This window comes from Pseudomonas sp. 1176_21 (genome assembly GCF_052850635.1).
This window is the reverse complement of record NZ_VXCV01000006.1, coordinates 282,685-307,736: the sequence shown is the minus strand read 5'-3', so window position 1 is coordinate 307,736 and position 25,052 is coordinate 282,685. Positions and strand designations below refer to the sequence as shown.

General features: G+C 63.9%; 20 protein-coding genes. 8 read left to right on the top strand and 12 right to left on the bottom strand.

Going from position 1 to position 25,052, the window contains the following annotated elements:
* Positions 1 to 71 precede the first annotated feature (71 nt).
* Both FW760_RS16755 and FW760_RS16750 read left to right on the top strand, forming a co-directional pair.
* Positions 72 to 1,115, top strand: coding sequence for an OmpA family protein (locus FW760_RS16755; RefSeq protein WP_043864608.1), 1,044 nt, complete (start codon positions 72 to 74; stop codon positions 1,113 to 1,115).
* Positions 1,116 to 1,269: 154 nt separating this feature from the next.
* Positions 1,270 to 2,295 (top strand): quinone-dependent dihydroorotate dehydrogenase, encoded by a 1,026-nt coding sequence (locus FW760_RS16750; protein WP_043864607.1) that lies wholly within the window; start codon positions 1,270 to 1,272, stop codon positions 2,293 to 2,295.
* A 94-nt stretch (positions 2,296 to 2,389) separates the two neighbouring features.
* On the opposite strand, the gene rmf is transcribed toward FW760_RS16750, so the two are convergent.
* Positions 2,390 to 2,605 carry a ribosome modulation factor gene (gene rmf / locus FW760_RS16745; protein ID WP_078479587.1) on the bottom strand — a complete coding sequence of 72 codons (216 nt, stop codon included), beginning with the start codon at positions 2,603 to 2,605 and terminating at the stop codon, positions 2,390 to 2,392.
* Positions 2,606 to 3,145: 540 nt separating this feature from the next.
* Between rmf and rlmKL the strand changes: the two genes are divergently transcribed.
* Entirely contained in the window at positions 3,146 to 5,344 is a 2,199-nt protein-coding gene (gene rlmKL / locus FW760_RS16740; protein WP_078479588.1) for a bifunctional 23S rRNA (guanine(2069)-N(7))-methyltransferase RlmK/23S rRNA (guanine(2445)-N(2))-methyltransferase RlmL, read from the top strand.
* 85 nt (positions 5,345 to 5,429) lie between these two features.
* Here the strand turns inward: rlmKL and dacB are convergent, their stop codons facing one another.
* Entirely contained in the window at positions 5,430 to 6,893 is a 1,464-nt protein-coding gene (dacB, locus tag FW760_RS16735) for a D-alanyl-D-alanine carboxypeptidase/D-alanyl-D-alanine endopeptidase (protein ID WP_116055055.1), read from the bottom strand.
* 215 nt (positions 6,894 to 7,108) lie between these two features.
* On the opposite strand from dacB, the gene FW760_RS16730 reads away from it, so the two are divergent.
* Positions 7,109 to 7,453 (top strand): YggL family protein, encoded by a 345-nt coding sequence (locus tag FW760_RS16730; protein ID WP_043864604.1) that lies wholly within the window; start codon positions 7,109 to 7,111, stop codon positions 7,451 to 7,453.
* A gap of 42 nt (positions 7,454 to 7,495) precedes the next feature.
* Here FW760_RS16730 and FW760_RS16725 read toward each other — a convergent pair whose 3' ends face one another.
* From FW760_RS16725 to FW760_RS16690, 8 genes are all read right to left on the bottom strand, one after another.
* On the bottom strand, positions 7,496 to 11,149 hold the full coding sequence (locus tag FW760_RS16725; RefSeq protein WP_116055053.1) for a transporter substrate-binding domain-containing protein: 3,654 nt from the start codon (positions 11,147 to 11,149) through the stop codon (positions 7,496 to 7,498).
* A gap of 8 nt (positions 11,150 to 11,157) precedes the next feature.
* Positions 11,158 to 11,784: a response regulator transcription factor gene (locus FW760_RS16720; protein WP_043864602.1), complete on the bottom strand. Its 627-nt coding sequence runs from the start codon at positions 11,782 to 11,784 to the stop codon at positions 11,158 to 11,160.
* A gap of 237 nt (positions 11,785 to 12,021) precedes the next feature.
* A complete protein-coding gene (locus FW760_RS16715) occupies positions 12,022 to 13,353 on the bottom strand; it encodes a deoxyguanosinetriphosphate triphosphohydrolase (RefSeq protein WP_054916205.1) in 1,332 nt (443 codons plus the stop codon).
* A gap of 62 nt (positions 13,354 to 13,415) precedes the next feature.
* Positions 13,416 to 14,579 (bottom strand): EAL domain-containing protein, encoded by a 1,164-nt coding sequence (locus tag FW760_RS16710; RefSeq protein ID WP_054916204.1) that lies wholly within the window; start codon positions 14,577 to 14,579, stop codon positions 13,416 to 13,418.
* A gap of 97 nt (positions 14,580 to 14,676) precedes the next feature.
* Complete coding sequence (locus tag FW760_RS16705) at positions 14,677 to 15,012, bottom strand: hypothetical protein (RefSeq protein ID WP_116055051.1); 336 nt, start codon at positions 15,010 to 15,012, stop codon at positions 14,677 to 14,679.
* Positions 15,009 to 15,377 (bottom strand): phage holin family protein, encoded by a 369-nt coding sequence (locus FW760_RS16700; protein ID WP_043864598.1) that lies wholly within the window; start codon positions 15,375 to 15,377, stop codon positions 15,009 to 15,011. Before FW760_RS16700 ends, FW760_RS16705 begins: the two co-directional genes overlap by 4 nt.
* 10 nt (positions 15,378 to 15,387) lie before the next feature.
* Entirely contained in the window at positions 15,388 to 15,693 is a 306-nt protein-coding gene (locus FW760_RS16695; RefSeq protein WP_043864597.1) for a DUF883 family protein, read from the bottom strand.
* A gap of 263 nt (positions 15,694 to 15,956) precedes the next feature.
* Complete coding sequence (locus FW760_RS16690; RefSeq protein WP_043864596.1) at positions 15,957 to 17,915, bottom strand: monovalent cation:proton antiporter family protein; 1,959 nt, start codon at positions 17,913 to 17,915, stop codon at positions 15,957 to 15,959.
* A 160-nt stretch (positions 17,916 to 18,075) separates the two neighbouring features.
* Between FW760_RS16690 and FW760_RS16685 the strand changes: the two genes are divergently transcribed.
* The 4 genes from FW760_RS16685 to FW760_RS16670 all read left to right on the top strand — a co-directional run bounded on the left by FW760_RS16685 (position 18,076) and on the right by FW760_RS16670 (position 20,187).
* The gene (locus tag FW760_RS16685) at positions 18,076 to 18,312 is read left to right on the top strand and encodes a glutaredoxin family protein (RefSeq protein WP_043864595.1); all 237 of its coding nucleotides are present in this window, start codon (positions 18,076 to 18,078) and stop codon (positions 18,310 to 18,312) included.
* 126 nt (positions 18,313 to 18,438) lie between these two features.
* The gene (locus FW760_RS16680) at positions 18,439 to 18,870 is read left to right on the top strand and encodes a D-Ala-D-Ala carboxypeptidase family metallohydrolase (RefSeq protein WP_058541337.1); all 432 of its coding nucleotides are present in this window, start codon (positions 18,439 to 18,441) and stop codon (positions 18,868 to 18,870) included.
* Positions 18,871 to 18,940: 70 nt separating this feature from the next.
* Positions 18,941 to 19,252: a hypothetical protein gene (locus FW760_RS16675; protein ID WP_043864594.1), complete on the top strand. Its 312-nt coding sequence runs from the start codon at positions 18,941 to 18,943 to the stop codon at positions 19,250 to 19,252.
* Positions 19,253 to 19,302: 50 nt separating this feature from the next.
* Positions 19,303 to 20,187 carry a pseudouridine synthase gene (locus tag FW760_RS16670; protein WP_043864664.1) on the top strand — a complete coding sequence of 295 codons (885 nt, stop codon included), beginning with the start codon at positions 19,303 to 19,305 and terminating at the stop codon, positions 20,185 to 20,187.
* Positions 20,188 to 20,227: 40 nt separating this feature from the next.
* Here the strand turns inward: FW760_RS16670 and FW760_RS16665 are convergent, their stop codons facing one another.
* Both FW760_RS16665 and acnA read right to left on the bottom strand, forming a co-directional pair.
* On the bottom strand, positions 20,228 to 21,793 hold the full coding sequence (locus FW760_RS16665) for a methyl-accepting chemotaxis protein (RefSeq protein ID WP_043864593.1): 1,566 nt from the start codon (positions 21,791 to 21,793) through the stop codon (positions 20,228 to 20,230).
* Positions 21,794 to 22,105: 312 nt separating this feature from the next.
* Positions 22,106 to 24,847 (bottom strand): aconitate hydratase AcnA, encoded by a 2,742-nt coding sequence (gene acnA, locus FW760_RS16660; protein WP_100633159.1) that lies wholly within the window; start codon positions 24,845 to 24,847, stop codon positions 22,106 to 22,108.
* Positions 24,848 to 25,052 lie beyond the last annotated feature (205 nt).

The window sequence follows — 25,052 nt, the reverse complement described above, 5'->3', positions numbered from 1 at the left end:
TAAACTTGTCGACGAGTTGTCCCCCGGGTTTGGTGGGACTACTTAACAATCACCAGATGGGGATTTAACGGATGAAATTGAAAAACACCTTGGGCTTGGCCATTGGTTCTTTTGTTGCCGCAACTTCCTTCGGCGCTCTGGCACAAGGCCAAGGCGCAGTCGAAATTGAAGGCAACGTCACCAAGCAGTACTACGACAGCGAGCGTAACTTCAAGAACGACGGCACCAATCCTGGTGTTCGCCTCGGTTACTTCCTGACCGACGACGTGTCCTTGGACCTGGGCTACAACGAGACTCACAACGCTCGTGGCGACGTGTTCAACAAGGACATCAAAGGTTCCAAGGCCAAGCTGGACGCCACCTACCACCTGGGTACCGTTGGTGACGCAATCCGTCCTTACGTATCGGCTGGTTTCGCTCACGAGAGCCTGGGCCAAGCTACCCGTAACGGTCGCGATCACTCCACCTTCGCCAACCTGGGCGCTGGCGCCAAGTGGTACATCACCGACAACCTGTTCGCCCGTGCTGGCGTTGAAGCGATGTACAACATCGACAACGGCAACACCGAGTGGGGCCCATCCCTGGGTCTGGGTCTGAACTTCGGTGGTAGCGGTGGCAAGGTTGCACCGACTCCTGCGCCAGCTCCAGTAGCTGAAGTCTGCTCCGACAGCGACAACGATGGCGTGTGCGACAACGTCGACAAGTGCCCTGACACCCCAGCCAACGTTACCGTTGACGCTGATGGCTGCCCGGCTGTTGCTGAAGTCGTTCGTGTAGAGCTGGACGTCAAGTTCGACTTCGACAAGTCGGTCGTCAAGCCAAACAGCTACGGCGACATCAAGAACCTGGCTGACTTCATGAAGCAGTACCCATCCACCACCACCACTGTTGAAGGTCACACTGACTCCGTCGGTCCTGACGCTTACAACCAGAAGCTGTCCGAGCGTCGTGCAAACGCCGTGAAGCAGGTTCTGACCAACCAGTACGGTGTTGAGTCGAACCGCGTTGAATCGGTTGGCTACGGTGAGACCCGTCCGGTAGCTGACAACGCCACCGAAGCTGGTCGCGCTGTCAACCGTCGCGTTGAAGCTCAAGTAGAAGCCCAAGCCAAGTAATTGGTCTGACGCTTGAGAAAAGCCCGGCTCCGGCCGGGCTTTTCTTTGCCTGCGATTTGATCGGGCGGTGGGTGCAAGGCGTACGCGGGCCTGTCTTCGTGGCGGCTGCACCGCTATAATCGCTGCCTTCCCACACCTCGAGCTAAGCCTGCCCATGTATACCCTGGCCCGCCAGCTGCTGTTCAAACTGTCCCCGGAAACCTCCCACGACCTGTCGCTGGACCTGATCGGTGCAGGTGGGCGCCTGGGCCTCAACGGGCTGTTGACCAAGGCGCCGGCGCAGTTGCCGGTAACCGTCATGGGCTTGCAGTTCGCCAACCCGGTCGGGCTGGCAGCGGGGCTGGACAAGAACGGTGCCGCCATCGACGGCTTCGCTCAACTGGGCTTCGGTTTCGTCGAGATCGGCACCGTCACCCCGCGCCCGCAGCCAGGCAATCCCAAGCCGCGGCTGTTCCGCCTGCCTGAAGCCGAGGCGATCATCAACCGCATGGGCTTCAACAACCTGGGCGTCGACCATCTGCTCGAGCGTGTGCGTGCGGCCAATTACCATGGCGTGCTGGGCATCAATATCGGCAAGAACTTCGATACCCCGGTGGAGCGGGCAGTGGACGATTACCTGATCTGCCTGGAGAAGGTCTACGGTCACGCCAGCTACGTCACCGTCAACGTCAGTTCGCCCAACACCCCGGGCCTGCGCAGCCTGCAGTTTGGCGATTCGCTCAAGCAACTGCTCCAGGCCCTGGCCGAGCGCCGTGAGGCGTTGGCCCTGACCCATGCCAAGCGCGTACCACTGGCCATCAAGATTGCCCCGGACATGAGCGATGAGGAAACCGCACAGGTGGCGTCGGCTTTGCTGGCCACTGGCATGGACGCAGTGATCGCGACCAACACCACCCTCAGCCGCGAAGGCGTGGAAGGCCTGGCGCATGCTGACGAGGCCGGTGGGCTGTCGGGCGCCCCGGTACGCGACAAGAGTACCCACACGGTGCGCATGCTGGCCGCCGAACTGGGTGGCAAGCTGCCGATCATCGCAGCAGGCGGTATCACCGAAGGCAAGCACGCCGCCGAGAAGATCGCGGCCGGCGCAAGCCTTGTGCAGATCTACTCCGGTTTCATCTACAAGGGGCCTGCGCTGATTCGCGAGTCGGTGGACGCCATCGCCGCCATGGGGCCACGCTGAGCGGGCATAAAAAAGGGCCCCTCAAAAGGGGCCCCTGGGCCGCAGCCCGCCGCTCGGATAGAGCGTGCATGGTGACTAGAATTCAGATCCTCGTTCAGCCAACGGCGTGAAGTTCGTTGAGTCTATGGATACCCGCAGTGCCGGTCATACCGTCCCAGTTGTCGCCACGTCCCTCGCGCCAGCCGTTGACCCAGGCTTGGCGTACTGACGGTAGAGTAAAAGGGCAAAGCTCGCGGGATTTGCCGGTGACCCCATATTGGTAGCCACGTAAAAATGCTCTTTCCAACGGATCACGCTTAAGTCTTCTCATAGGGTGTTGCCCTCACTTGTTGACTGTAATGTCCCGTCGGCCTCGGCTGAGGCCGGGCAGAGTCGTTCTGCCGGTTATGCGCTCGCTGCCGGCGTGGCGAGCTGGAAGTGTTGCCCCGTTGCAGGACAACCTGATACGAGTTCTAACCAATGCAGGTCACAGTGTGAATGATCGTTTTGTCATAAGGACGTAACCTTTCCAAGGGTCAGGGGATAAGTAAAAAATTGCTTCAGCGGCGAAATGAAGGCAAAGCCAGCTATGATCAGGCTTTGCTCATGGCTCAGGTCAGAACGCCATCGTTGAGAATCACTTCCAACGCAGGGGCTCAAAACGACGAAGGGTCATAAAAAGTCGCAGTTTTACTAGAATTTTTCATTCTGCCGGACGATCAAAGCCTTTTTACCCTGGGGTAAATGGCCGTTGTCCGGCGGCCCGGCGCCATGTCAGCGCCATTCGAACGCCTGCTGGAAGGCGTTCGATCAAACAGCGAAGGGGCGATGCGCTTGCCTTTTCACCTATTGCTCAAGGCTTGGATTACTCATGTCGGACCGTTTCGAACTCTATCTCACCTGCCCCAAGGGCCTGGAAGGCCTGCTTGCCGAAGAAGCCCGTGGGCTGGGCCTGGAGGATGTGCGAGAGCACACCTCGGCCATTCGCGGCGAAGCCGACATGGAAACCGCCTATCGCCTGTGCCTCTGGTCGCGTCTGGGCAACCGCGTACTGCTGGTGCTCAAGCGCTTCAACATGAAGAACGCCGATGACCTGTATGACGGGGTCAACGCCGTCGACTGGCAGGATCACCTGGAAGCCACTGGCAGCCTGGCTGTGGAGTTCAGCGGGCACGGCTCGGGCATCGACAACACCCACTTCGGCGCGCTCAAGGTCAAGGATGCCATCGTCGACAAGCTGCGCAACGCGGCGGGCGAGCGGCCTTCGGTAGACAAGCTCAACCCCGATCTGCGTGTGCACCTGCGCCTGGAACGCGGCGAGGCGATTCTGTCCCTGGACCTGTCCGGCCACAGCCTGCACCAGCGAGGCTACCGTCTGCAGCAGGGGGCTGCGCCACTGAAGGAAAACCTTGCCGCTGCCGTGCTGATCCGTGCCGGCTGGCCGCGTATTGCTGCCCAGGGCGGCGCGCTGGCCGACCCGATGTGCGGTGTGGGTACCTTCCTGGTGGAGGCGGCGATGATTGCCGCCGATATCGCGCCGAACCTGCGCCGCGAGCGCTGGGGCTTCAGCGCCTGGCTGGGTCACGTGCCGGCGCTGTGGCGCAAGCTGCACGACGAGGCCAAGGCGCGCGCCGAAGCCGGGCTGGCACGTCCGCCGCTGTGGATCCGCGGCTACGAGGCCGATCCGCGGCTGATCCAGCCAGGGCGCAACAATGTCGAGCGTGCGGGCCTGAGCGACTGGATCAAGATCTACCAGGGCGAAGTGGGCAGCTTCGAGCCGCGTCCCGACCAGAACCAGAAGGGCCTGGTAATCTGCAACCCGCCCTACGGTGAGCGTCTGGGTGATGAAGCCAGCCTGCTGTATCTCTACCAGAACCTGGGTGAACGCCTGCGCCAGGCCTGCCTGAACTGGGAGGCGGCGGTATTCACCGGCGCGCCCGATCTGGGCAAGCGCATGGGTATTCGCAGCCACAAGCAGTACGCCTTCTGGAACGGCGCGCTGCCGTGCAAGCTGCTGCTGATCAGGGTGCAGCCCGATCAGTTCGTCACTGGCGAGCGTCGTCAGCCAGAGCGCGAGCGGGGCAGCGAGCCGAGCGAGCCCGTGGTTTCAGTCGCCAGCGAGCCGGCGCGTCTGAGCGAAGGCGGGCAGATGTTCGCCAACCGCCTGCAGAAGAACCTCAAGCAACTGGGCAAGTGGGCCAAGCGCGAGAACATAACCTGCTATCGCGTCTACGATGCCGACATGCCGGAATACGCGCTGGCCATCGACCTCTACCATGACTGGGTGCATGTTCAGGAGTACGCCGCGCCGCGCTCGATCGACCCGGAAAAAGCCCAGGCGCGTCTGTTCGATGCCCTGGCGGCGATCCCCCAGGCGCTGAACATCGACCAGAGCCGCGTGGTGATCAAGCGGCGCGAGCGGCAATCCGGCACCAAGCAGTACGAGCGCCAGAGCAGCCAGGGTCAGTTCACCGAGGTGAGCGAAGGCGGCGTCAAGCTGCTGGTCAACCTGACCGACTACCTCGATACCGGGCTGTTCCTCGACCATCGCCCGATGCGCATGCGCATCCAGCGCGAGGCGGCCGGCAAACGCTTCCTCAACCTGTTCTGCTATACCGCCACGGCCAGCGTGCATGCGGCCAAGGGTGGCGCACGCAGCACCACCAGTGTCGACCTGTCGAAAACCTACCTGGATTGGGCGCGGCGCAACTTCTCGCTCAACGGCTTCTCGGACAAGAACCGCCTGGAGCAGGGCGACGTGATGGCGTGGCTGCAGGCCTGCCGCGAGGAGTACGAGCTGATCTTCATCGACCCGCCGACCTTCTCCAACTCCAAGCGCATGGAAGGGGTGTTCGACGTGCAGCGTGACCATGTGGAGCTACTTGACCTGGCCGTTGCGCGCCTGGCACCGGGTGGCGTGCTGTATTTCTCCAACAACTTCCGCAAGTTCCAGCTCGACGAACACCTGCAGGAGCGTTACGCGGTCGAGGAGATCACCGCCCAGACCCTGGACCCGGACTTCGCGCGCAACAGCAAGATCCACCGCGCATGGCGCATCCAGGCGCGCTGATGGCGCGCAGGATGTGATCAGGCGTGTGGGGGGTGGCTACCTTGCAGCCACCGCCTACATGCCCGGGTGGAGCCCTGAGCCCGGCTCAGGGTTGCAGCGCTGCGGTTCTGCTGTTGAGCTTTGGCTGGCGGTACAGGTCCAGCAGCACCTGGTCGAGCACTGCCGAGGCGCCCCAGGGTTTGGGGTCGTTGAGAATTGCCACCACCGCCCAGGTGTTGCCGTTGCTGTCGCGGCTGAAGCCGGCGATGGCACGCACCGTATTCAGGGTGCCGGTCTTGATGTGTGCTTCACCGGTCATGGCGGTGCGCTTGAGGCGCTTGCGCATGGTGCCGTCCATGCCGGTCAGCGGCATCGAACTGATGAATTCGGCAGCGTAGGGGCTCTTCCAGGCTGCCTGCAGCAGGGTGGCCATTTCCCTGGCGCTGACACGCTCGGCACGCGACAGCCCTGAACCGTTCTCCATGACCAGATGCGGCGCGGTGATGCCTTTCTTCGCCAGCCACTGGCGCACCACACGCTGTGCGGCACGGGCATCGTCGCCGTCGGCATCGGTGCGGTACTGCGCGCCCAGGCTCAGGAACAGTTGCTGGGCCATGGTGTTGTTGCTGTATTTGTTGATGTCGCGGATCACCTCCACCAGGTCCGGGGAGAATGCGCGGGCCAGCAGGCGTGCACTCTTGGGAACTTCGGCAACCCGGTCAGCCCCCATGATGCGCCCGCCCAGTTCGTTCCAGATGGCACGTACCGCGCCGGCGGCGTAGGTCTGGTGGTCGAGCAGTGCCAGGTAGGTCTGGGAGTTGCAGCCGTCAGCCAACTGGCCGCTGACCACCACGCTGACGCCGTCGGCCTGGGTCACCGGGTTGTAGCGCACTTCGCCCTTGCACTGGTTACCCGGTACCGCCTTGACCTGGTTGTCGATGCGGATGCTGGCGATGGGCGGCTCTACCGATACCAGGACCTTGCCGCCATCGTTGCGTGCCACGAAGCGCAAGGCCTTGAGGTTGACCAGCAGGGAGTCGGGCTTGACCAGGAACGGCTTGTTTTCATCGCCGCCGTCGTCGTTGAACTGGGGAAGCTGGGGCTGCACGAAGTGGCTGCGGTCCAGCACCAGGTCGCCATTGATGGTCTGTACGCCGTTGGCGCGCAGGTCGCGCATCAGCAGCCAGAGTTTTTCCATGTTCAGCTTGGGGTCGCCGCCGCCCTTGAGGTACAGGTTGCCGTTGAGGGTGCCGTTGCTCAGGGTGCCGTCGGTGTAGAACTCGGTTTTCCACTGGTGGGTCGGGCCGAGCATTTCCAGCGCGGCATAAGTGGTGACCAGTTTCATGGTCGAGGCCGGGTTGACCGACACATCGGCGTTGAACACCGTGGGTGTGCCCGGACCATTGAGCGGCAGCATCACCAGCGACAGCGCGGAGCCGTCGAGCTTGTTGGTCTTGAGGGCCTGTTGCACCTTGGGCGAAAGGGTGGTGTTGACGGGGGCGGCGTGGGCCGGCATGGCCAGTGGCAGCAGCAGGCCGGCGAACAGCAGTGAACGTAGAGATGTGGTCATTTGCACTGAAACCCTGCAGGCGAGGGGTGAAAAAAACCAGAGCGCAATAGGGTGACGGCCCCGGTATGGAAAAATATAGCGCGCATTATGCACCACGCATGCTGCCCATGTGCCTAACAATGCCTGTCAGTGCGGCGATTTTTCGGGTTTTATTCAGGCAGTTTCGCGGTGGAACTGGTAAAGTGCCGCGCGTTATTACTTAAGAGGATTGTTTCATGGCGACCAACCGTTCCCGCCGTCTGCGTAAAAAACTGTGTGTAGACGAGTTCCAGGAGCTGGGTTTCGAACTGAACCTGGAGTTCAAGGAAGACCTGTCCGACGAAGCCATTGACGCTTTCCTCGACGCCTTCCTGGATGAAGCCATGGATGCCAACGGCCTGGACTACGTCGGCGGCGACGACTTCGGTCTGGTCTGCAAGGCAGATCGTGGCTCGGTCACCGAAGAGCAGCGTGCTGCAGTGCAGGCATGGCTCAAAGGCCGCAGCGAGCTGACCAAGATCGAAGTCAGCCCGTTGCTGGATGCCTGGTATCCGGAAAAGCCGGTCAACCCGGCTAGCTGATACCTCGTCAAAGCGGCAGCCCTGGTGGCTGCCGCTTGCGTTCTACCCCTGCATCGGCCCCGTTCCCGTGGCCTGCGACAGCGCCTCCAGCGTATCGCGCAACGCCTGATCCACCTCGTTCATCGCCCTTAGCACCTGCCGTTTGCGTCGCCTGAGCACAGGTTCTGGCGCAGCGTCCTCGCACGCCGCTTCCAGCCGTTCGCAGGCCAGCATCAGCGCCTCGGACTGCACCATGCGCGCCACCCCCAGCACCTTGTGTGCAGCGTCCCTGAGTATTGCCGGCGAGCCGCGAGTATCGGCGTCGAGCAGCTGCTGACGGTCGATCGGGGCGCAACTGAGCAACTGTTCGAGCAGGCGGCGCAGTTCGCCTGGGTCGTTGCCGATGATCGGCCCCAGCCCCATCAGGTCGATCAGGGGCATGTCACCACGGGTGCGGCCTGCCGACAGGGGAGCGTCGTTCAGGCGCTGACTGAGTTCATGCAGGGTGATGGGTTTGAGCAGGCAGTCGTTCATGCCCGCGGCGTGGCAGCGATCACGCACTTCAGGTTGGGTATTGGCGGTGTAGGCCAGGATGGTGCAGGGCGCGCGCCCGAGTATGCGCTCTTCCTCGCGTACGGCCTGGGCCAACTGGTAGCCGTCCATCTGCGGCATGTTGCAGTCCACGATCAACACGTCGAAAGGCTCCAGGCGCCATGCCTGCAGCGCACTCAGGCCGCTTTCGGCATTGGTGTGCTGCACGCCGAGAAAGTCCAGCTGCTGGCCCATCAGCAGCAGGTTGGCCGGGTGGTCGTCGACCACCAGCACCTTCACCGCCGGCGCCGGCAAGGTCGGCTGGGGCACGGGGTCGGCGAGCTTCTCGCAGGCTGCCAGCCCCGTCAGCGGCATGCTGATCTTCACCTCGGTCCCGGTGCCCGGTTCGCTGTGCAGCGTCAGCTGGCCGCCCATCATGGCGCACAGGCTGCGGCTGATGACCAGGCCCAGGCCGGTGCCGCTGCGTGCCAGCGGGCTGTCGGGGGCGACCTGGGCGAAGGGCTGGAACAGGTACTGCTGGTCGGTCGCGCTGATGCCGATACCGCTGTCGCTGACCGAGAGCAGCAGTTGCAGGGTATCGGGCCCGGCCCCCGGTTGCAGGGCCAGGTCCACGCGTACCTGGCCCTGGTCGGTGAACTTGATCGCGTTGCTGACCAGGTTCGAGAGGATCTGCTTGAAGCGCAGCGGGTCGAGCAGCACGTCGCGGCAGGCGCTCTCGTCGATGACCAGGCTCAGGCTGAGGTCCTTCTGCCGGGCCAGGGCCTCGAACACCCGACCCACCGACTCCACCAGCTCACCCAGGTTGACGCGCTGGGGGCTCAGGCTCATGTGGCCGGACTCGATACGCGCGATGTCGAGGATATCACCGATCAGCGACAGCAGGTCCCTGGCCGAGCTGTAGGCCACCTCGATGGCGGGACGGTCGAGGTGCCCGGCATCGGCGCGCTTGAGTGCCAGCTCGAGCATGCCGATCACCGCGTTCATGGGGGTACGGATCTCGTGGCTCATGGTGGCCAGGAACTTGCTTTTTGCGCGGTTGGCGTTATCGGCCTGCTCCTTGGCCTGGCGCAGTTCCTGGATCAGCTGGCGGCGGTCGCTGATGTCCAGCCAGCCGCCGATGATGCCCTGTACCTCGCCCAGCGAGTCGCGGTACGGCAGTACCCAGTGGTAGATGGTCAGCTCGCGGTTCTTCAGCATCATGGGGCGGTCGACGATCAATGGCAGGCCTTCGTTCATCACCTGCTGGTAGTCCGCCTGAAACTGACTGGCATTGTCGGCATCGGTGAGCGGCGCATCGTGGATGGACTTGCCCAGTACCTCTTCGGCGCGCGCCTCAACGGCCTGCAGGTAGCTGTCGTTGCAGCTCTTGAGCAGGCCTTGGCGGTCACGCACATAGATCGGGTGTGGCGTGCCGTTGACCAGCGCCCGCATGAACTCGAGCTGGTCGCCCAGGGCGCGCTCGATCTGCTCGCGCTTCTTGATCTGGCGACGCATCCAGCCGTTCCAGGCCAGCGACAGGATCAGCAGCAGGCCAGTGCCCAGCACCAGTTGAATGATGAAGCGCTGGTGGCTTTGCCAGTAAGAGCTGGGTCCGCCGCTGAAATCGCGCCAGCGGCCATTGATTGCGCCCAGCTCCTGGGGCGGGATGCTAAGCAGGGCCTTGTCGAGGATAGAGGTCAGTTCGTCGGCGCCCTGGGCGGTGGCCATGGAGTAGGTCGCCGGCTCGTCGCCGATGTTGGCGCGGATGATCAGCTGCTTTTGGGTGGTGAGCCTGAAATTGGCATTGATCAGCGCGGTGACCATGCCGTCGACCTGGTGACGCGACAGCAGTTCGGCGGAGGCTGCGGGGCTTTCCGTTTCAACCAGCTCGATGCCGCCATGGCGAATGCGCAGCCCGTCGTTGAGCGTACTGCCGCGGGTCACGGCCAGGCGCTTGCCATACAGCTGGCGCAGCGAGGCAGGTTCGTCCTCGCCCTTGCGCGTGACCAGCACGTAGGCGTTCTCCAGGTAGGGCCGGCTGATGTTCAGGGTGGCTTCGCGCTGTGTGCTGGGCGTGATGGTGGCGATGACGTCGGCGCGACCCTGGTGCAACTGGTCGATCATGTCGCTGATGCCGGCGCTGCGATGGATCTCGAAACGCAGGCCGGTGCGCAGACGGATCAGCTCGAGCAGGTCGGCAACGATACCTCGCAGGTTGTTGGCACTGTCGTAGAACGACAGCGGCGCGGCGTTTTCGTCCACCACCACACGCACCACCGGGTGTGCCGCCAGCCAGCGTTGTTCGCGTGGGGAAAGTTGCAGCTTGCGATCAGTCAGCAGCATGCCGTCGCCGATGCTCCAGCGCTGGAAGATACTGGTGCGCATGGCGCTGGTGACCGCATCCAGGGTGGTATTGACCAGCTCGAGCAGCAGCGGGTTGTCGGCTCGCAGGGCGAAGCTGAAGCCCACAGGCTCGTGTTTGCCGAAGTTCACCATCTTGAGGTTTTTCAGGTAGCCCTGGTTGATCTGGTAATAGGTCGACAAGGCGTCCCCCAGGAACACGTCGGCCTGTTCGAAGGCCACCGCGTTGAGGGCATTGTGGTAGGAGCTGTAGGTCTGCACCGTGGCGTTGGGGTAGGTGGCGCGAACCTCGCTCAATGGCAGGTAATGGGCAACCACGCTCAGGCGTAGCCCCTTGAGGCCGTTGTCCAGTGCCCGGGTTTCATTTTCGCGGGTGACCAGCACCGGCAGGTCTTCGGCATAGGGGCGCGACAGGGCCACCTCGGGGAGGGCGGCATCGTAGCCATTGGCACTTCCCAGCAGGTCGATGTGCCCGTCTATCAGGGCTTGCAGGGCCTTGTCGCGGTTGGCGAAGCGCTTTACCCGAATGGGCCGGTTCAAGGTATTGCCGATCAGGCCGGCGTAGTCGGCGGTCAGGCCCTCGTAGTCGCGGCCACTGGCGGTGATGTCGAACGGCGCGTAGTCCGGTGCCGAAGTGCCCAGTACCAGCACCTCATGCTTGTCGAGCCAGTCGGCCTGGGCCGGTGTGGGGGTTACAGCCATGGCCGCCAGGCCGCTGCGGCTGAGCAGCTCGTAGTTGCGCTCGCCGGGTTCGTTGGCGCAGAGCGAAGAGGCGAGGCAGGCCCCGGCGAACAGCAGGCAGAACAACAGAAGACGTTTGGCCATGCTCGCACTCATACCAGCGCGTTGCGTTTGGCCATCTCGATCAGTTCCACCAGCGAGTTGGCCTTGAGTTTCTGCATCAGGCGTTTTTTATAGGTGCTCACGGTTTTATTGCTGAGAAACATGCCGGACGCAATTTCCTTGTTGCTCTTGCCCTGGGCAAACAGTTGCAAAACCATCAGTTCGCGATCATTGACGGTCTTGAACAGTTCCATCTCGCTGTCGCCGCTGTCCTGATGGCGAAGTGGGTTTATTGCCTGGCTGGGGAAATAGTTGTAACCGGAAAGTACCGCCTTGATGGCACTGAGCAACTCGCTGAGGTCCTCCTGCTTGCATACATAACCGCAAGCCCCCGACAACATGCAGCGTGTTGCAAACAGTACGGGTGATTGCGCAGTCAGCACCAGAACCTTCATCGGCACGGCCATGCTGTTGAAGCGTGACAGCACTTCCAGGCCATCCAGCTTGGGGATGCCGATGTCGAGGATGATCAGGTCGGGCACGGTTTCGCGGGTCATCTGCATGGCGTCAACGCCATTGTCGGATTCGCCGGTGACCCGATAACCCTCGTTCTCCAGCAACATGCGTACAGCCAGGCGAATGACGGGATGATCGTCGACAATAAATACGGAGTGCATAATCACCTTCCAGGTAGGGGCCATAAAGAAGCCGCACCATAGCCCAGTTGGAAGGCGTGCACGTAAATAGAGTTGCGCTCAAACTTAATATGGGAAAATTCCTACAATAAGTTGGGCGCAAGGCTACAAATAGTTGATTTTCAAGCGCGCCATATCGTTTTGCGCACTAATCAATACGGCTGCAATCGCCTACGTTACATACGTGGAAGTTGCAGCGTATTGATCGGGTCAACTGCATCAGATCGGGCTTGAACGCCCGGTCATTTCGCGGGCCATTTCGCTGGCATAGCTGTCGGTCATGCCGGCAATGAAGTCGATCATGCGCAGGAAGGCGCTGTGCAATGTGCTGTTGGGGTCGGGCGCATTGTTGCCCAGCAGGTCAAGGATGCGCCGGTGCTTGAACGAGGGCGTGCGTCCGCCGTGCTGTTCCAGTGCTGCGCCGCAAAATGCATTGAGCAGAATCTCCAGCGTGGTGTAGGCACCGATTTCATGCAGTGTCTTGCGCTTGTCCTGGAAGATCTTCTTGCGCGCCATGTCCTTGGCCTGCAGCACACAGCGCTTGGCCGGGCCGTGCATGTGCTCGACCAGGTCGCCGTGCAGGGTGCCGGCCAGCAAGGCTTGCTGCTGCTCGACGAATGCCCGTGCGGCGGCGTTGGTCAGGTGCTCGATCGCCTTGCCGCGCAGGATCGCCAGCTTGCGCCGGCGCGAATCCCCGGGGCCCAGCTGGCGGTAGGTTTGCGGCAGGTCGTCACCCACCAGCCCCAGCAGCAGCGCTTCTACCTCGGCGTAGTCGAGCAGCTCCATTTCCAGGCCGTCTTCCAGGTCGATCAGCGCATAGCAGATATCGTCGGCGGCCTCCATCAGGTACACCAGCGGGTGCCGGGCCCAGCGTTGCGGCTCGAGTTGCGGCATGCCCAGCTTGCGTGCGATCTGCTCCAGCAGCGGCAGCTCGCTCTGGTAGCAGCCGAACTTGTGCTTCTTGTAGCCCAGGGCATCGGCGTGGCGGGCGCTCCAGGGGTACTTGAGGTAGGTGCCCAGGGTGGCGTAGGTGAGGCGCGTGCCGCCATCGAACTGGTGATACTCCAGTTGGGTCAACACGCGAAAGCCCTGGGCATTGCCTTCGAAATTGAGGAAGTCGCCCCGTTCGGCATCGCTCATCGCATCCAGCCAGCCGCGTCCGGCGGCCTGCTGGAACCAGTGCCGGATTGCGTCCTCGCCGGAGTGGCCGAACGGCGGGTTGCCGATATCGTGGGCCAGGCAGGCAGACTGCACCACCATGCCCAGGTCGCTGGGCGCGCACCAGTCCGGCAGGCTGTCGCGCAGTGTCTCGCCCACCCGCATGCCCAGCGAGCGGCCCACGCAACTGACCTCCAGCGAGTGGGTCAGACGCGTGTGGATGTGATCGTTGCTGGTGACCGGGTGTACCTGGGTCTTGCGCCCCAGGCGGCGAAAGGCACCCGAGAAGATGATCCGGTCGTGGTCCTTGTGGAAGGGGCTGCGCCCGAGTTCTTCGGGGCTGTGCAGGGTTTTGCCGAGGCGTTCGCGGGTAAGCAGTGTGTGCCAGTCCAAGGCCGGTTCTCCAGTGCGGGGCAGGCCCCTAGCTTCCCGTGTCCCGGACGTGGCCGCAACCCTCAGAGGCCATCGGCATCCAGGTCGATCAGCAGCAGGCGGCGCCCGTCGTCGAAGAACTGGCCGGCGGTCATGCAGTACTGGTTGGTGGTGGCGTCGCGGTAGGTGCTGGACAGAATCAACCGGCGCTCATCCCAGCCCTCGGCCAGCAGGTGATAAAAGTAGGGCCGCCATGACCAGTTGTGGCCCTGGTAGCCGTTGTTCACGTGCCAGTGCTGGCCGTGCCATTCCAGATTGGGGGTGAGCTGGGTGCCGTGCCGGTCACACAGAAAAAACCGCAGCACCCAAGGGTAGGCGTGCAGGTTCGGCAACTGTTCGACCGAGGCCTGGGCCTGCGCCCAGGCCTGCAGCCGGGGCATCAGTTCGGCCAGTTGCTGGCGGCGCTGCATCAGCCGTGCGCGCTCGTCCAGCTTGCCCTGCACGTAGCGCTCGCGCAGGTGGCCGAAGCGGGTGACGAATGCATCGCTGGCGAAAAAACCGGCCTGGGCCTGGGCGAACAGGTGGCCCTGCAGGTAACGCGCGCCACATTCCAGGGCGAAGTCAAGCTCGGCCTCGTTCTCGACGCCTTCGGCAATGATCCAGCACCCGGTCTTCTCGGCCATCTGGGCCAGGGCCTTGACCACTTCGCTGCTGGGCCCGCCGCGGGCGGCGGCCTGGAACAGGCGCATGTCAAGCTTGAGAATGTCTGGCTGCAGCGCCAGCACCCGGTCCAGCTGCGAGTAGCCGGCGCCGAAATCATCGATGGCGATGCGCGCGCCGGCCTGGCGATAGCGCGTGACCACATCGGCCAGGCGCTGCAGGTCGCCGCCCTGTTCGGTGATCTCGAAGACCACCCGGCGTGGATCGATGCCGTGCTGTCGTACCTGCATCAGGCTGGGCAAGGGCTCGTCGGCAGCCAGCTCGCTGATCCAGCGGGGCGAGATGTTCAGGCTCAGAAACCAGTCGCCCGGTGCCTGGCTGAAGGTTGCCAGGGCCTGGCCACGCAGCGTGCGATCGAGGGTGCGCAGGGCTGCGGTGGGCATTTGCGGGTCAATGAACAGCGGGCCGACCGAGCGCAGCTGGCCGTCGGCCTGAACCAGTCGGCCAAGGGCTTCGATACCGGCGATGCGGCCAGTGGCCGTATCGATGAAGGGTTGATAGCAGGCGAGCGGGTGCCCGTCGTACACGGCGGCTCCTTGTTTTTACGAGACGGCTGGCCGGATGCTCAGCACGGCAAGCCTGCGGCCCGCCGCCTCGTATTGCAAGAATGCAGCCAGTTTGCGTTCAGCGCCTTGACTGCATGAACAGGCGTATCAGCGGGGTCAGGCTGCTGCCCACGCCGGCCAGCCGTGTCAGGCTGCCGTTGCGTGCGCCCTTGCCGGTCAGAAAGCCCAGCAGCACCACGGCGCCGATACCCCAGAGGGGTGCGTGCTTGATGCCCAGGCTGCCCTGCAGCCCGCCTTGCAGGGAGTCGCCCACCCCGCGCAGGCGTGTCAGCGGCTTGAGCAGTTGCCCGGATTCGTGGCGGATTTCCTGGCGACGCATTTCCAGGCGCAGGCGTACCAGGGCCTTGCGCAGTTCGCGGCGGTCGGTGGTTTGCGGCAATTCAGGCAGGCTCATGGCAACAGGCGCTCCCGGTCCTTGGCAAGTTCTTCGAGGGTGGCATGGAACGGCGAGGACTCGTCGAACACCGCTGCCTTGAGGCGCAGCCCGCAGAATACCGCCGCCAGGCTGTAGAACACGCACAGGCCGATGATGCCGGCCAGGCGATAACTGTCCCACAGCAGAATCAGCAGCAGCGCCGACAAGGCCGTCAGCAACAGCAGGGCGAACACCAGGGCCAGCCCGGCGAACAGCAGCAGGCTCAGGGTGCGCGCCTTCTGTTCCTGCAGTTCGATGCCGAACAGTTCGACGTGGCCGTGCAGCAGACCAAGGATGGCGGCGCCAAGGCGCCGTGAAGACGAGCCGGTGGTTTCGGTTTCCATACCCCGTACCTCAGCGACGACTGGCCAGCAGGCCGATCAGAAAGCCCACGCCAGCGGCAATGCCGACGGATTGCCAGGGGTTGGACTGCACGTAGTCCTCGGTGGCGCTGAGTGCAGCCTGGCTGCGTTCACGTACCGAGTCCTGGGTCTGCTTGAGGGTCTCGCGGGCACGCGACACGCTTTCCTCGATCTGCCTGCGCAACTCGTCGGCCTGATCGCCGGCCAGGGTCGCGGAGTGCTCCAGCAGTTTTTCGGCATCCTGTACCAGGATTTCGAAGTCTGCCTGAAGGATGTCTTTTGCAGTTTTGCGGGCCATGGGTCTCTCCGTGTCAAGTGGGCGTCTGGCATTTCGAGTGCCGAGCGCTGCGTAAGGTTCAGTGCAATCGGCAGTGGTACAGCATTTGCCTTGCCTTGGTGCAGCAGGCCGGGCGGCCGCGCCAGATCAGGGCGCGAAACGACGGCCGGTCGATAAACCATAACCCAATCCACGACAAACCCCGGAAAAAACTCCACGTCATCGCTGCATTCGCGCCCCCGGCCCCCCCCCATGGCGGGCCAGGGTAGTGCGCACGGCAGCCGCTAGCGCCCGGTCAGCAGTCGGGCCTGGCAGGCATCGATGGCGTTGGAGGGGCCGCTCAGCAGCACCGCGTCACCGGCATGCAGGCAGGTATCGGTGGCCAGGGCCACTTCCTCGCCATCGCGCTGCACGGCCTGTACTTCCACCCCGAGCAGGTCCAGGCCCAGCTCGGTCAGCGGGCGACCGCAGGCATAGGCATCGGCGCCCAGGTTGACCGCATGCAGCATGACCTTTGGCAGGCCTTCGCTGTCGACCGGGCTGGTCTGCGCCCCCTGGTAGAACCCGTGCAGCAGGCGATAGCGGCTCTGGCGCACCTCGTCGATACGCTGCTGTACACGCTCCTGGGGTACGCCGAGCATCACCAGGGCATGGGAGGCGAGCATCAGGCTGGACTCCAGCAACTCCGGTACCACCGCCGTGGCACCTGCGGCGCGCAGTTCGTCGCGCAGGCTGTCGTCGCGGGTGCGCACCAGGATCGGCACCTGGGTGTTGAAGTGACGGGCGGCCTTGAGCACGCTCATGGCGACATCGGTCTTGTCTACCGCGATCACCAGCAGCCGGGCACGCTCCAGGCCGATGGCCGCCAGCAGTTCGCCGCGCCGCGAGTCGCCGTAGTGCACGCGCTGCTCGCCGGCGGCGGCCTCCTGCACCCTGACCGGGTCGTCGTCCAGGGCAATGAAGGCCAGCTGTTCGCGCCGCAGGAAGCGCCCGATGGACTGGCCTACCCGGCCATAACCACAGATCAGCACGTGCCCGCTGAGCGAGGCGCTTTGTGCCTGGATCTCTTCGAGCTGCACCTCCTGGTTGGGTTTGCGATGCAGGCGGGCGGCCAGCGCCGGAGCGCCGCGCAGCATCAGCGGGGTGACCAGCATCGAACAGAAGGTGGCGGCCAGCAGCAGGTGCCCGAGGTCTTCGGGCAGCAGGCGGGTCTGTTGCATCTGCGCCATCAGTGCGAAGCAGAACTCGCCGCCCTGGGCCAGGGCCACGCCACTGCGCCAGGCGGTTTCGCTGTCGCTGCCGCGCAGCTTGACCAGCACCGCCACCACCACGCCCTTGATGGCCAGCAGGGCCAGGGTCAGGCCGAGGATTTCCAGGCCGTGGCTGGCAAACAGTTGCAGGTCGATGAGCATGCCGATACTGACAAAGAACAGCCCCAGCAGGATGTCGCGGAAGGGGCGGATATCGGCCTCGATCTGGTGGCGATAGTTGCTTTCACCCAGCAGCATCCCGGCGAGGAACGCCCCCAGTGCCGGAGACAGGCCCAGCAGGTGGGTAAGCCAGGCGGTCAGCAGCACGATCACCAGTGCCAGCAGCACGAACAGCTCGGCCGAGTGCGAGCGGGCCACCTCGTGGAACAGGCGCGGCAGCAGCCAGCGGTTGGCCAGCAGCAGGCCGATGAACAGGATCACGGTCTTGCCCAGGGTCAGCGGCAGCGCCCAGTACCAGGCCTGGCCGCCCTGGCCGGCGAACACCGGCACCAGGGTCAGCAGCAGTACCGCAATCACGTCCTGGAACAGCAGCACGCCAATGGCGTTCTGGCCGTGGCTGCTGAAGATTTCGCCGAGGCTGGTGAGCTCCTTGCTGACGATGGCGGTGGACGACAGCGCCAGGCCGCCGCCCAGCAGCAGGGCAGCCCCGGCCGGCATGCCAAGCAGCCCCAGCAGGCCGGCCAGCAGCAGCGCCGAGCAGATCACCTGCAGGCTGCCCAGGCCGAAGACCACGCGGCGCAGGGCGAGCATCTTGCTCAGGGAGAATTCAAGGCCCAGGGAAAACAGCAGGAACACCACGCCCATTTCGGCGAGGTCGGGCAGTTCTTCGCTTTCATTGACCCAGTCCAGGGCGGTGGGGCCGACGAACAGGCCGACGCACAGGTAGCCCAGCACGGGGGGCAGTTGCAGGCGCCGGAAAATGGCGATGACCACCAGTGACGAGGCCAGGATGATCAGCAGGTTGGCAAACACTCAATACACTCCATTGCAATGCCGACGGGCGCGAAAAAATTTGTCAGTCTACAGCGCTCGAGGCCACGCAGGCTGACCCAGGTCAGTCGTTGGTGTCTCGACCCGCCAGGTGTACGGGCCTAGAATACGGGTCCGCTTTTCACGTTTCACGGTACTTCCCATGCTTCCTGAAACTCAACTGCTCGGCACCCTGGGCTGTCACCTGTGCGAGGTGGCCGAGGCCATTCTGATGCCGCTTGTCGAGCACGGGCTGCTGGTCGAGCTGGTCGATATTGCCGATGATCCGGCCGATGTCGAGCGCTACGGCCTGCTGATTCCGGTGCTGCGTCGCTGTGACTCCGGTGCCGAGCTGCTCTGGCCGTTCGATACCGAGCAGGTGGTCGCGTTTCTGAGCTGAGCGTCGCCAGCGGGGTGTTCACATGCCGATGCACAATCTGTGATGCAACGGCGCAGGTGCTGTTGGAGAATCGCCAGCGCAGCATACACCCGTGACGAAGTCTCATCCGCCAAGGAGTGGCGAACCATGCACCTGAGTCCGCATTTCACACTGGAAGAACTGACTGCTTCCGAAACTGCCCGACGTGAAGGCCTGACCAACCAGCCCGGCCCCGATGCCCTGGCCAACCTGCGCCGTCTGAGCCAGACCCTGGAGCAGGTACGCAGCCTGCTCGGGCATCCCATCCGCGTCAACAGTGCCTACCGCAGCAACGAGCTCAACCGTCGTGTCGGCGGGGTGAGCGGCAGTGCGCATACCCTCGGGCTGGCAGCCGATATCAGCGTCGCGGCGCTTTCACCCCTGGTGGTGGCGCAACGTATCCTGGACAGCGGTCTGGCGTTCGACCAGCTCATTCTGGAGTTCGACCGCTGGGTTCACCTGGCCATCGCCGAAGGGGCAGGGCGCAAGCAGGTGCTGACGGTGCGCGAGGGTACCGGCTACCTGCCGGGGTTGCAGTGAGTACTGTTCATTCATACACTGTATGCAAATACAGTAATCGGGTGAGCGCTTGCGCCAGAGGGGCCGGACGATGGTCAACGTCGAACAATTGAAATACAGCGTCAACCGCATGGCTGTCGAACAGGTGCGCGAGGCCGTGCTCGAATTGCGCCTCGATGGCCTGGTCACCGAGGGCAAGACCCCTTTCAGCAAGATCCACTTCAACACCTGCTTTGCCGAGATAGAGGCATTGTTCCAGCGCGCCGGTTACCACCGGGCGCTGGATGTGGTCGGTTATCAGGGCCTGATGTATGCGTTGTACGATCCGGGCCGCTGGGAGGCGGTGGATGTGCTGCGCTGGCTCAAGGAGTTTACCGAGGCTGCGGCAACCCGGGCTGGCTGAGCCGGCAGGCATGCCGGATAATGGACGGCCCCCAACTGGCGAGCATGTCCATGAGTGTCCCTTTCGATCCGGCCCAGCACCAGGCCAGCACTGTCTGCCTGCCACCGGGCAGTTGGGCCACCGTGCTCGACTGCCTGTGCGACCACTTCAAGGCGATCAGCCGTGAACAATGGCTCGATCGCATCGCCCGTGGGCGGGTGCTGGATGCCCAGGGCGCGCCGATTGACGTGGGCCTTGCCTACAAGCCAGGCCTGCGTATCCACTATTTTCGCGAAGTACCCAACGAAAAGCCGATCCCGGTGCAGGAGCATATCCTGCACGTCGACGAGCACCTGGTGGTGGCCGACAAACCGCACTTTCTGCCGGTGACGCCCACTGGCGAATATGTCGAACACACGTTGCTGCGCCGTTTGATTCGCCGGCTCGACAACCCGCACCTGGTGCCATTGCACCGCATCGACCGGCACACGGCGGGCCTGGTGCTGTTCTCGGCCAACCCGCAAAGCCGTTCGGCCTATCAGCAGCTGTTTCCCACCCGACAGATCGACAAGCACTACCAGGCCATTGCCCGCGCCTTGCCGCAGCTGGAGTTCCCGCGGGTGCACAAGAGCCGACTGGTCAATGGCGAGCCGTTCTTTCGCATGCAGGAGGTGCCCGGCGTCAGCAACAGCGAAACCATTGCCCGGGTTCTGGAAAAAAACGGCGAGTGGTGGCGCTACGGCCTGTCACCGGTCACCGGCAAGACCCACCAGTTGCGGGTGCACATGACGGCGCTGGGGGCGAGTATCTGCAATGATCCGTTCTACCCGCAGATCGTGCAGGGCCCCGATGACTACGCAAGGCCACTCAAGCTGCTGGCCCACAACCTGCGCTTCAACGACCCGCTCGATGGGCAGGAGCGCTATTTCGAAAGCCGGCTGACACTGGACTGGTAGACCGCTGTGGGCGCACAACCAGAGGTTGTGCGCCACCGGGTCAACGGTTGAAGCGCTCCACCAGGGAATACTGGGTGGTGGCGGTGAGGGTCAGTTCCTCGCTGAGCAGCGCCGAATGCTGGGCCTGCTCGGAGGTCTGGTCGGCAAGCTGGGCGATGGTGCTGATGTTGCGGCTGATTTCATCGGCCACTGCGGTCTGCTCTTCGGTAGCGGCGGCAATCTGCGTGGTCATGTCGGTGATGTTGGCCACCGCCTCGCTGATGCCCACCAGCGCCTGGTCGGCTTCCATCACCCGTGCCACACCTTCCTCGGCCTGGCGATGGCCGGTTTCCATGGTCTGTACGGCATTGCTGGCGGTTTGCTGGAGCTTGGCGATCAGGCCGTGGATCTGCCCGGTCGATTCACTGGTGCGCTGCGCCAGCTGACGCACTTCGTCGGCCACCACGGCGAAGCCGCGGCCCATTTCACCGGCGCGTGCCGCTTCGATGGCGGCGTTGAGCGCCAGCAGGTTGGTCTGGTCGGCAATGCCCTTGATCACATCGACCACGCCACCAATCTCGTCGCTGTCGCGGGCCAGCTGGGTCACGGTCAGGCCGGTTTCGCCCACGGCAGCCGACAGACGCTGGATCGCATCGCGGGTTTCGCCGGCGATGTCGCGGCCGCGCCCGGTCAGGCGGTTGGCTTCCTGGGTGGCATCGGCGGTGCGCTGCACGTGGTTGGCCACTTCCTGGGTGGTGGCGGCCATCTGGTTGACGGCAGCGGCCACCTGCTCGGTCTCCACGCGCTGGCGCTCCAGGCCCGAGGAGCTGTTGTGGGCCAGGGTGTCGGACTGGCGCGCCTGCTCGTTGAGGTGCTCGGCGGTGTCCTGCAGGCGGGTCAGGCAGGTCTTGAGGCGCGCGTCCTGGCTGAGCATGGCCATTTCCAGGCGAGCCTGCACGCCGCGGCTGTCGGTGTACATCTGCGCGATCAGCGGGTCGGAGGTGGTCTGTTCGGCCAGGCGCAGCAGGCGCTTGAGGCCACGCTGCTGCCAGCTCAGGCCCAGCAGCCCCAGCGGTACCGACAGGGCGGCCGCCACGGCGAAGCCCCAGGAGTGGCCCAGCCAGCTGCCGATCAGGAAGCCGACCTGGCTGACCAGGATGAACGGCAGCCAGTCCTGCAGTACCGGCAGCCAGCGGTCGCGGCGCGGAATGGGTGGCTTGCCCTGATTGATGCGGTGATACAGCGCCTCGGCGCGACGGATCTGTTCGGCGCTGGGCTTGACCCGCACCGACTCGTAGCCGACTACCTGGTTGTTCTCGAAGATGGGGGTGACGTAGGCGTTGACCCAGTAATGATCACCCGACTTGCAGCGGTTCTTGACGATGCCCATCCACGGCAGGCCCTGCTTGAGCGTACTCCACATATGCGCAAACACAGCCGGCGGCACATCCGGGTGCCGGACCAGGTTGTGTGGCGCACGAATGAGCTCCTCCCGCGAAAAGCCGCTGATCTCGACGAACGCATCGTTGCAGTAGGTGATCACACCCTTGGCATCGGTGGTCGATATCAGACGTTGTTGGGCAGGGAAAGTCCGTTCGCGCTGGGTAATCGGCTGATTGTTACGCATAAGCTGTTCTATCCGGAAGGCTTTCGTGGTGTATCGGCAGACAGGCGTTTTTATTGAATGGATATTTAAAGAATATTGATCCGGCTCAAGGTGCCTTAGCTGTTCGTGTTGTAGTTGAAAGGCTGCAAAGTCAAGCAACTTGTTTGCATTCTTTCATATATTTGTCATGTTAGTCAGCTAGTGACCTGGTGTTCAAGCGGGGGCAGGTAGCGGGCGGGCAACGCCGCACAGTGCCTCCGGTTCAGGTCGAACTCAGTGGCCACACGGCGGGCCAATGCAGGCCCGGCGCAACGGCGCCGGGCCTGCTTCAGGCTAGCTCGCGATCAACTGGCGCAGCACGTAGTGCAGAATGCCGCCAGCCTTGAAGTACTCCACTTCGTTGAGCGTATCGATGCGGCACAGTACCTGGATCTGCTGCGTCGATGCGTCTTCGCGGGTGATGCGCAGGGTCAGCGTCATGCGTGGCTGCACCTGGGTCTGGCTGAGGCCGAGGATGTCGATGCGCTCATGGCCGGTCAGCCCCAGGGTCTTGCGCGTCTGGCCCTCGGCGAACTGCAGGGGCAGCACGCCCATGCCCACCAGGTTGGAGCGGTGGATACGCTCGAAGCTTTCGGCCAGTACCGCCTTGACCCCCAGCAGGTTGGTGCCCTTGGCGGCCCAGTCGCGGCTGGAACCGGTGCCGTATTCCTGCCCGGCGATCACCACCAGTGGTGTACCTTCGTCCTTGTAGCGCATGGCCGCGTCATAGATCGCCAGCTTCTCGGCGCTGGGCACATGCACCGTGTTGCCGCCTTCCTCGCCACCGAGCATCTCGTTGCGGATGCGGATGTTGGCGAAGGTGCCGCGCATCATGACCTCATGGTTGCCGCGACGCGAGCCGTAGGAGTTGAAGTCCCGCGGCTCCACGCCCTTGTCGCGCAGGTAGCGTCCGGCCGGGCTGTCGGCCTTGATGTTGCCGGCGGGCGAGATGTGGTCGGTGGTCACCGAATCGCCCAGCAGCGCGAGTATCCGGGCGCCGTGGATGTCTTCGATGACCGGCAGCGGGCCGGTGATGTCGTCGAAGAAGGGCGGATGCTGGATGTAGGTGGAGTCCTCCTGCCACACATAGGTCGCTGCCTGCGGCACCTCGATGGCCTGCCACTGTGCGTCGCCGGCAAATACCTCGGCATACTCCTTGTGGAACATCGCGGTATCGACCTTGGCCACGGCTTCGGCGATTTCCTGCTGGCTGGGCCAGATATCGCGCAGGTACACCGGCTTGCCGTCCTTGCCCAGGCCCAGGGCCTCGCTGGACAGGTCGACGCGCACGCTGCCGGCCAGGGCGTAGGCCACCACCAGCGGCGGCGACGCCAGCCAGTTGGTCTTGACCAGCGGGTGTACCCGGCCTTCGAAGTTGCGGTTGCCCGACAGTACCGAGGCGACGGTAAGGTCGGCCTGGGTGATGGCCTTTTCGATCGGCTCGGCCAGCGGGCCGGAGTTGCCGATGCAGGTGGTGCAGCCGTAGCCGACCAGGTCGAAGCCCAGGGCATCCAGATAAGGGGTCAGCCCGGCCGCCTTGTAGTAGTCGGTCACCACCTTGGAGCCGGGGGCCAGTGAGGTCTTGACCCAGGGCTTGCGCTGCAGGCCCTTTTCCACGGCCTTCTTGGCCACCAGCCCGGCAGCCATCATCACGCTGGGGTTGGAGGTGTTGGTGCAGGAGGTGATCGCGGCGATCACCACGGCACCGTCCTTGAGCAGGTGATTGGCGCCCTCGTGCTCGTATTCGATTTCGCCGGCCTGGTCGGCATTGCCCACCGCGACGCCGCCGCCCCCTTCACTTTCCAGGCGCCCAACCTCCTTGGTCGACACCTTCAGTTGCAAGCCGATGAAGTTGTTGAATGCCTGGGCCACCTGGGACAGCGCCACACGGTCCTGCGGGCGCTTGGGCCCGGCCAGGCTGGCTTCGACTTCGTCCATGTCCAGTGCCAGGGTGTCGGTGAACACCGGCTCCTGGCCCGCCTCGCGCCACAGGCCCTGGGCCTTGCAGTAGGCCTCCACCAGCTGCACGGTGGCGGCGGGGCGACCGGACAGGCGCAGGTAGTCCAGGGTCACGTCGTCCACCGGGAAGAAACCGCACGTGGCGCCGTACTCCGGCGCCATGTTGGCAATGGTCGCGCGGTCGGCCAGGGGCAACTGGGCCAGGCCGTCGCCGTAGAACTCGACGAACTTGCCCACCACGCCCTTCTTGCGCAGCATCTGCGTCACCGTCAGCACCAGGTCGGTGGCGGTGATGCCTTCGCGCAGCTTGCCGGTCAGCTTGAACCCGATCACCTCGGGGATCAGCATCGACACCGGCTGGCCGAGCATGGCCGCCTCTGCCTCGATACCACCCACGCCCCAGCCCAGCACGCCCAGGCCGTTGATCATGGTGGTGTGCGAGTCGGTGCCGACCAGGGTGTCGGGGAAGGCATAGGTGCGTCCGTCTTCCTCGCGGGTCCACACGGTGCGGCCCAGGTACTCCAGGTTGACCTGGTGACAGATGCCAGTGCCCGGCGGCACTACGCTGAAGTTGTCGAAGGCGTTCTGGCCCCAGCGCAGGAACGCATAGCGTTCGCCGTTGCGCTGCATCTCGATGTCGACGTTCTCGCCGAAGGCCTGCGCGGTGGCGTAGCGGTCGACCATCACCGAGTGGTCGATCACCAGGTCGACCGGGGAAAGCGGGTTGATGCGCTGCGGATCGCCGCCGGCCTTGGCCATGGCGGCGCGCATGGCGGCCAGGTCGACCACGGCGGGCACGCCGGTGAAGTCTTGCATCAGCACCCGTGCCGGGCGGTACTGGATCTCGCGGTCCGAGCGGCGCTGCTGCAGCCATTCGGCCAGGGCGTGCAGGTCCTGGCCGGTGACGGTCTTGCCGTCTTCCCAGCGCAGCAGGTTTTCCAGCAGCACCTTGAGCGACATCGGCAGGCGCTGCAGGTCGCCGAGGCTGCGGGCGGCCTCGGTCAGGCTGTAGTAATGGTATTCACGGTTCTCCACCGTCAGGGTCTTGAGGGTTTTCAGGCTGTCGAGCGAGGGCATCTGCCAACTCCTTCTGCGTCGGTGCCTGGCAATCATCCTTGCAGTCGCCAGTTCACCGCCTCTGTGACGGTCCGCACGGCACGGACCTGGCTAAGCGGTCAGGTTAGCCCTGTTTGGCGGACCTGACCATGTACTGGACCGGCGGGGCGTGTCGCCAGTTCCTAAACTGCTTTATCATTCGCCGATTTGCCGTGTGCAGGTGTTG

Coding starts and splice junctions, on each gene's coding strand:
- FW760_RS16695 (WP_043864597.1), bottom strand. CDS start 15,693: ATGGCCCGCAAAACTGCAAAAGACATCCTTCAGGCAGACTTCGAAATC.
- FW760_RS16705 (WP_116055051.1), bottom strand. CDS start 15,012: ATGAGCCTGCCTGAATTGCCGCAAACCACCGACCGCCGCGAACTGCGC.
- rmf (WP_078479587.1), bottom strand. CDS start 2,605: ATGAGAAGACTTAAGCGTGATCCGTTGGAAAGAGCATTTTTACGTGGC.
- FW760_RS16685 (WP_043864595.1), top strand. CDS start 18,076: ATGCTTCCTGAAACTCAACTGCTCGGCACCCTGGGCTGTCACCTGTGC.
- FW760_RS16680 (WP_058541337.1), top strand. CDS start 18,439: ATGCACCTGAGTCCGCATTTCACACTGGAAGAACTGACTGCTTCCGAA.
- FW760_RS16675 (WP_043864594.1), top strand. CDS start 18,941: ATGGTCAACGTCGAACAATTGAAATACAGCGTCAACCGCATGGCTGTC.
- acnA (WP_100633159.1), bottom strand. CDS start 24,847: ATGCCCTCGCTCGACAGCCTGAAAACCCTCAAGACCCTGACGGTGGAG.
- FW760_RS16725 (WP_116055053.1), bottom strand. CDS start 11,149: ATGGCCAAACGTCTTCTGTTGTTCTGCCTGCTGTTCGCCGGGGCCTGC.
- FW760_RS16750 (WP_043864607.1), top strand. CDS start 1,270: ATGTATACCCTGGCCCGCCAGCTGCTGTTCAAACTGTCCCCGGAAACC.
- FW760_RS16670 (WP_043864664.1), top strand. CDS start 19,303: ATGAGTGTCCCTTTCGATCCGGCCCAGCACCAGGCCAGCACTGTCTGC.
- FW760_RS16720 (WP_043864602.1), bottom strand. CDS start 11,784: ATGCACTCCGTATTTATTGTCGACGATCATCCCGTCATTCGCCTGGCT.
- FW760_RS16730 (WP_043864604.1), top strand. CDS start 7,109: ATGGCGACCAACCGTTCCCGCCGTCTGCGTAAAAAACTGTGTGTAGAC.
- FW760_RS16755 (WP_043864608.1), top strand. CDS start 72: ATGAAATTGAAAAACACCTTGGGCTTGGCCATTGGTTCTTTTGTTGCC.
- rlmKL (WP_078479588.1), top strand. CDS start 3,146: ATGTCGGACCGTTTCGAACTCTATCTCACCTGCCCCAAGGGCCTGGAA.
- FW760_RS16665 (WP_043864593.1), bottom strand. CDS start 21,793: ATGCGTAACAATCAGCCGATTACCCAGCGCGAACGGACTTTCCCTGCC.
- dacB (WP_116055055.1), bottom strand. CDS start 6,893: ATGACCACATCTCTACGTTCACTGCTGTTCGCCGGCCTGCTGCTGCCA.
- FW760_RS16700 (WP_043864598.1), bottom strand. CDS start 15,377: ATGGAAACCGAAACCACCGGCTCGTCTTCACGGCGCCTTGGCGCCGCC.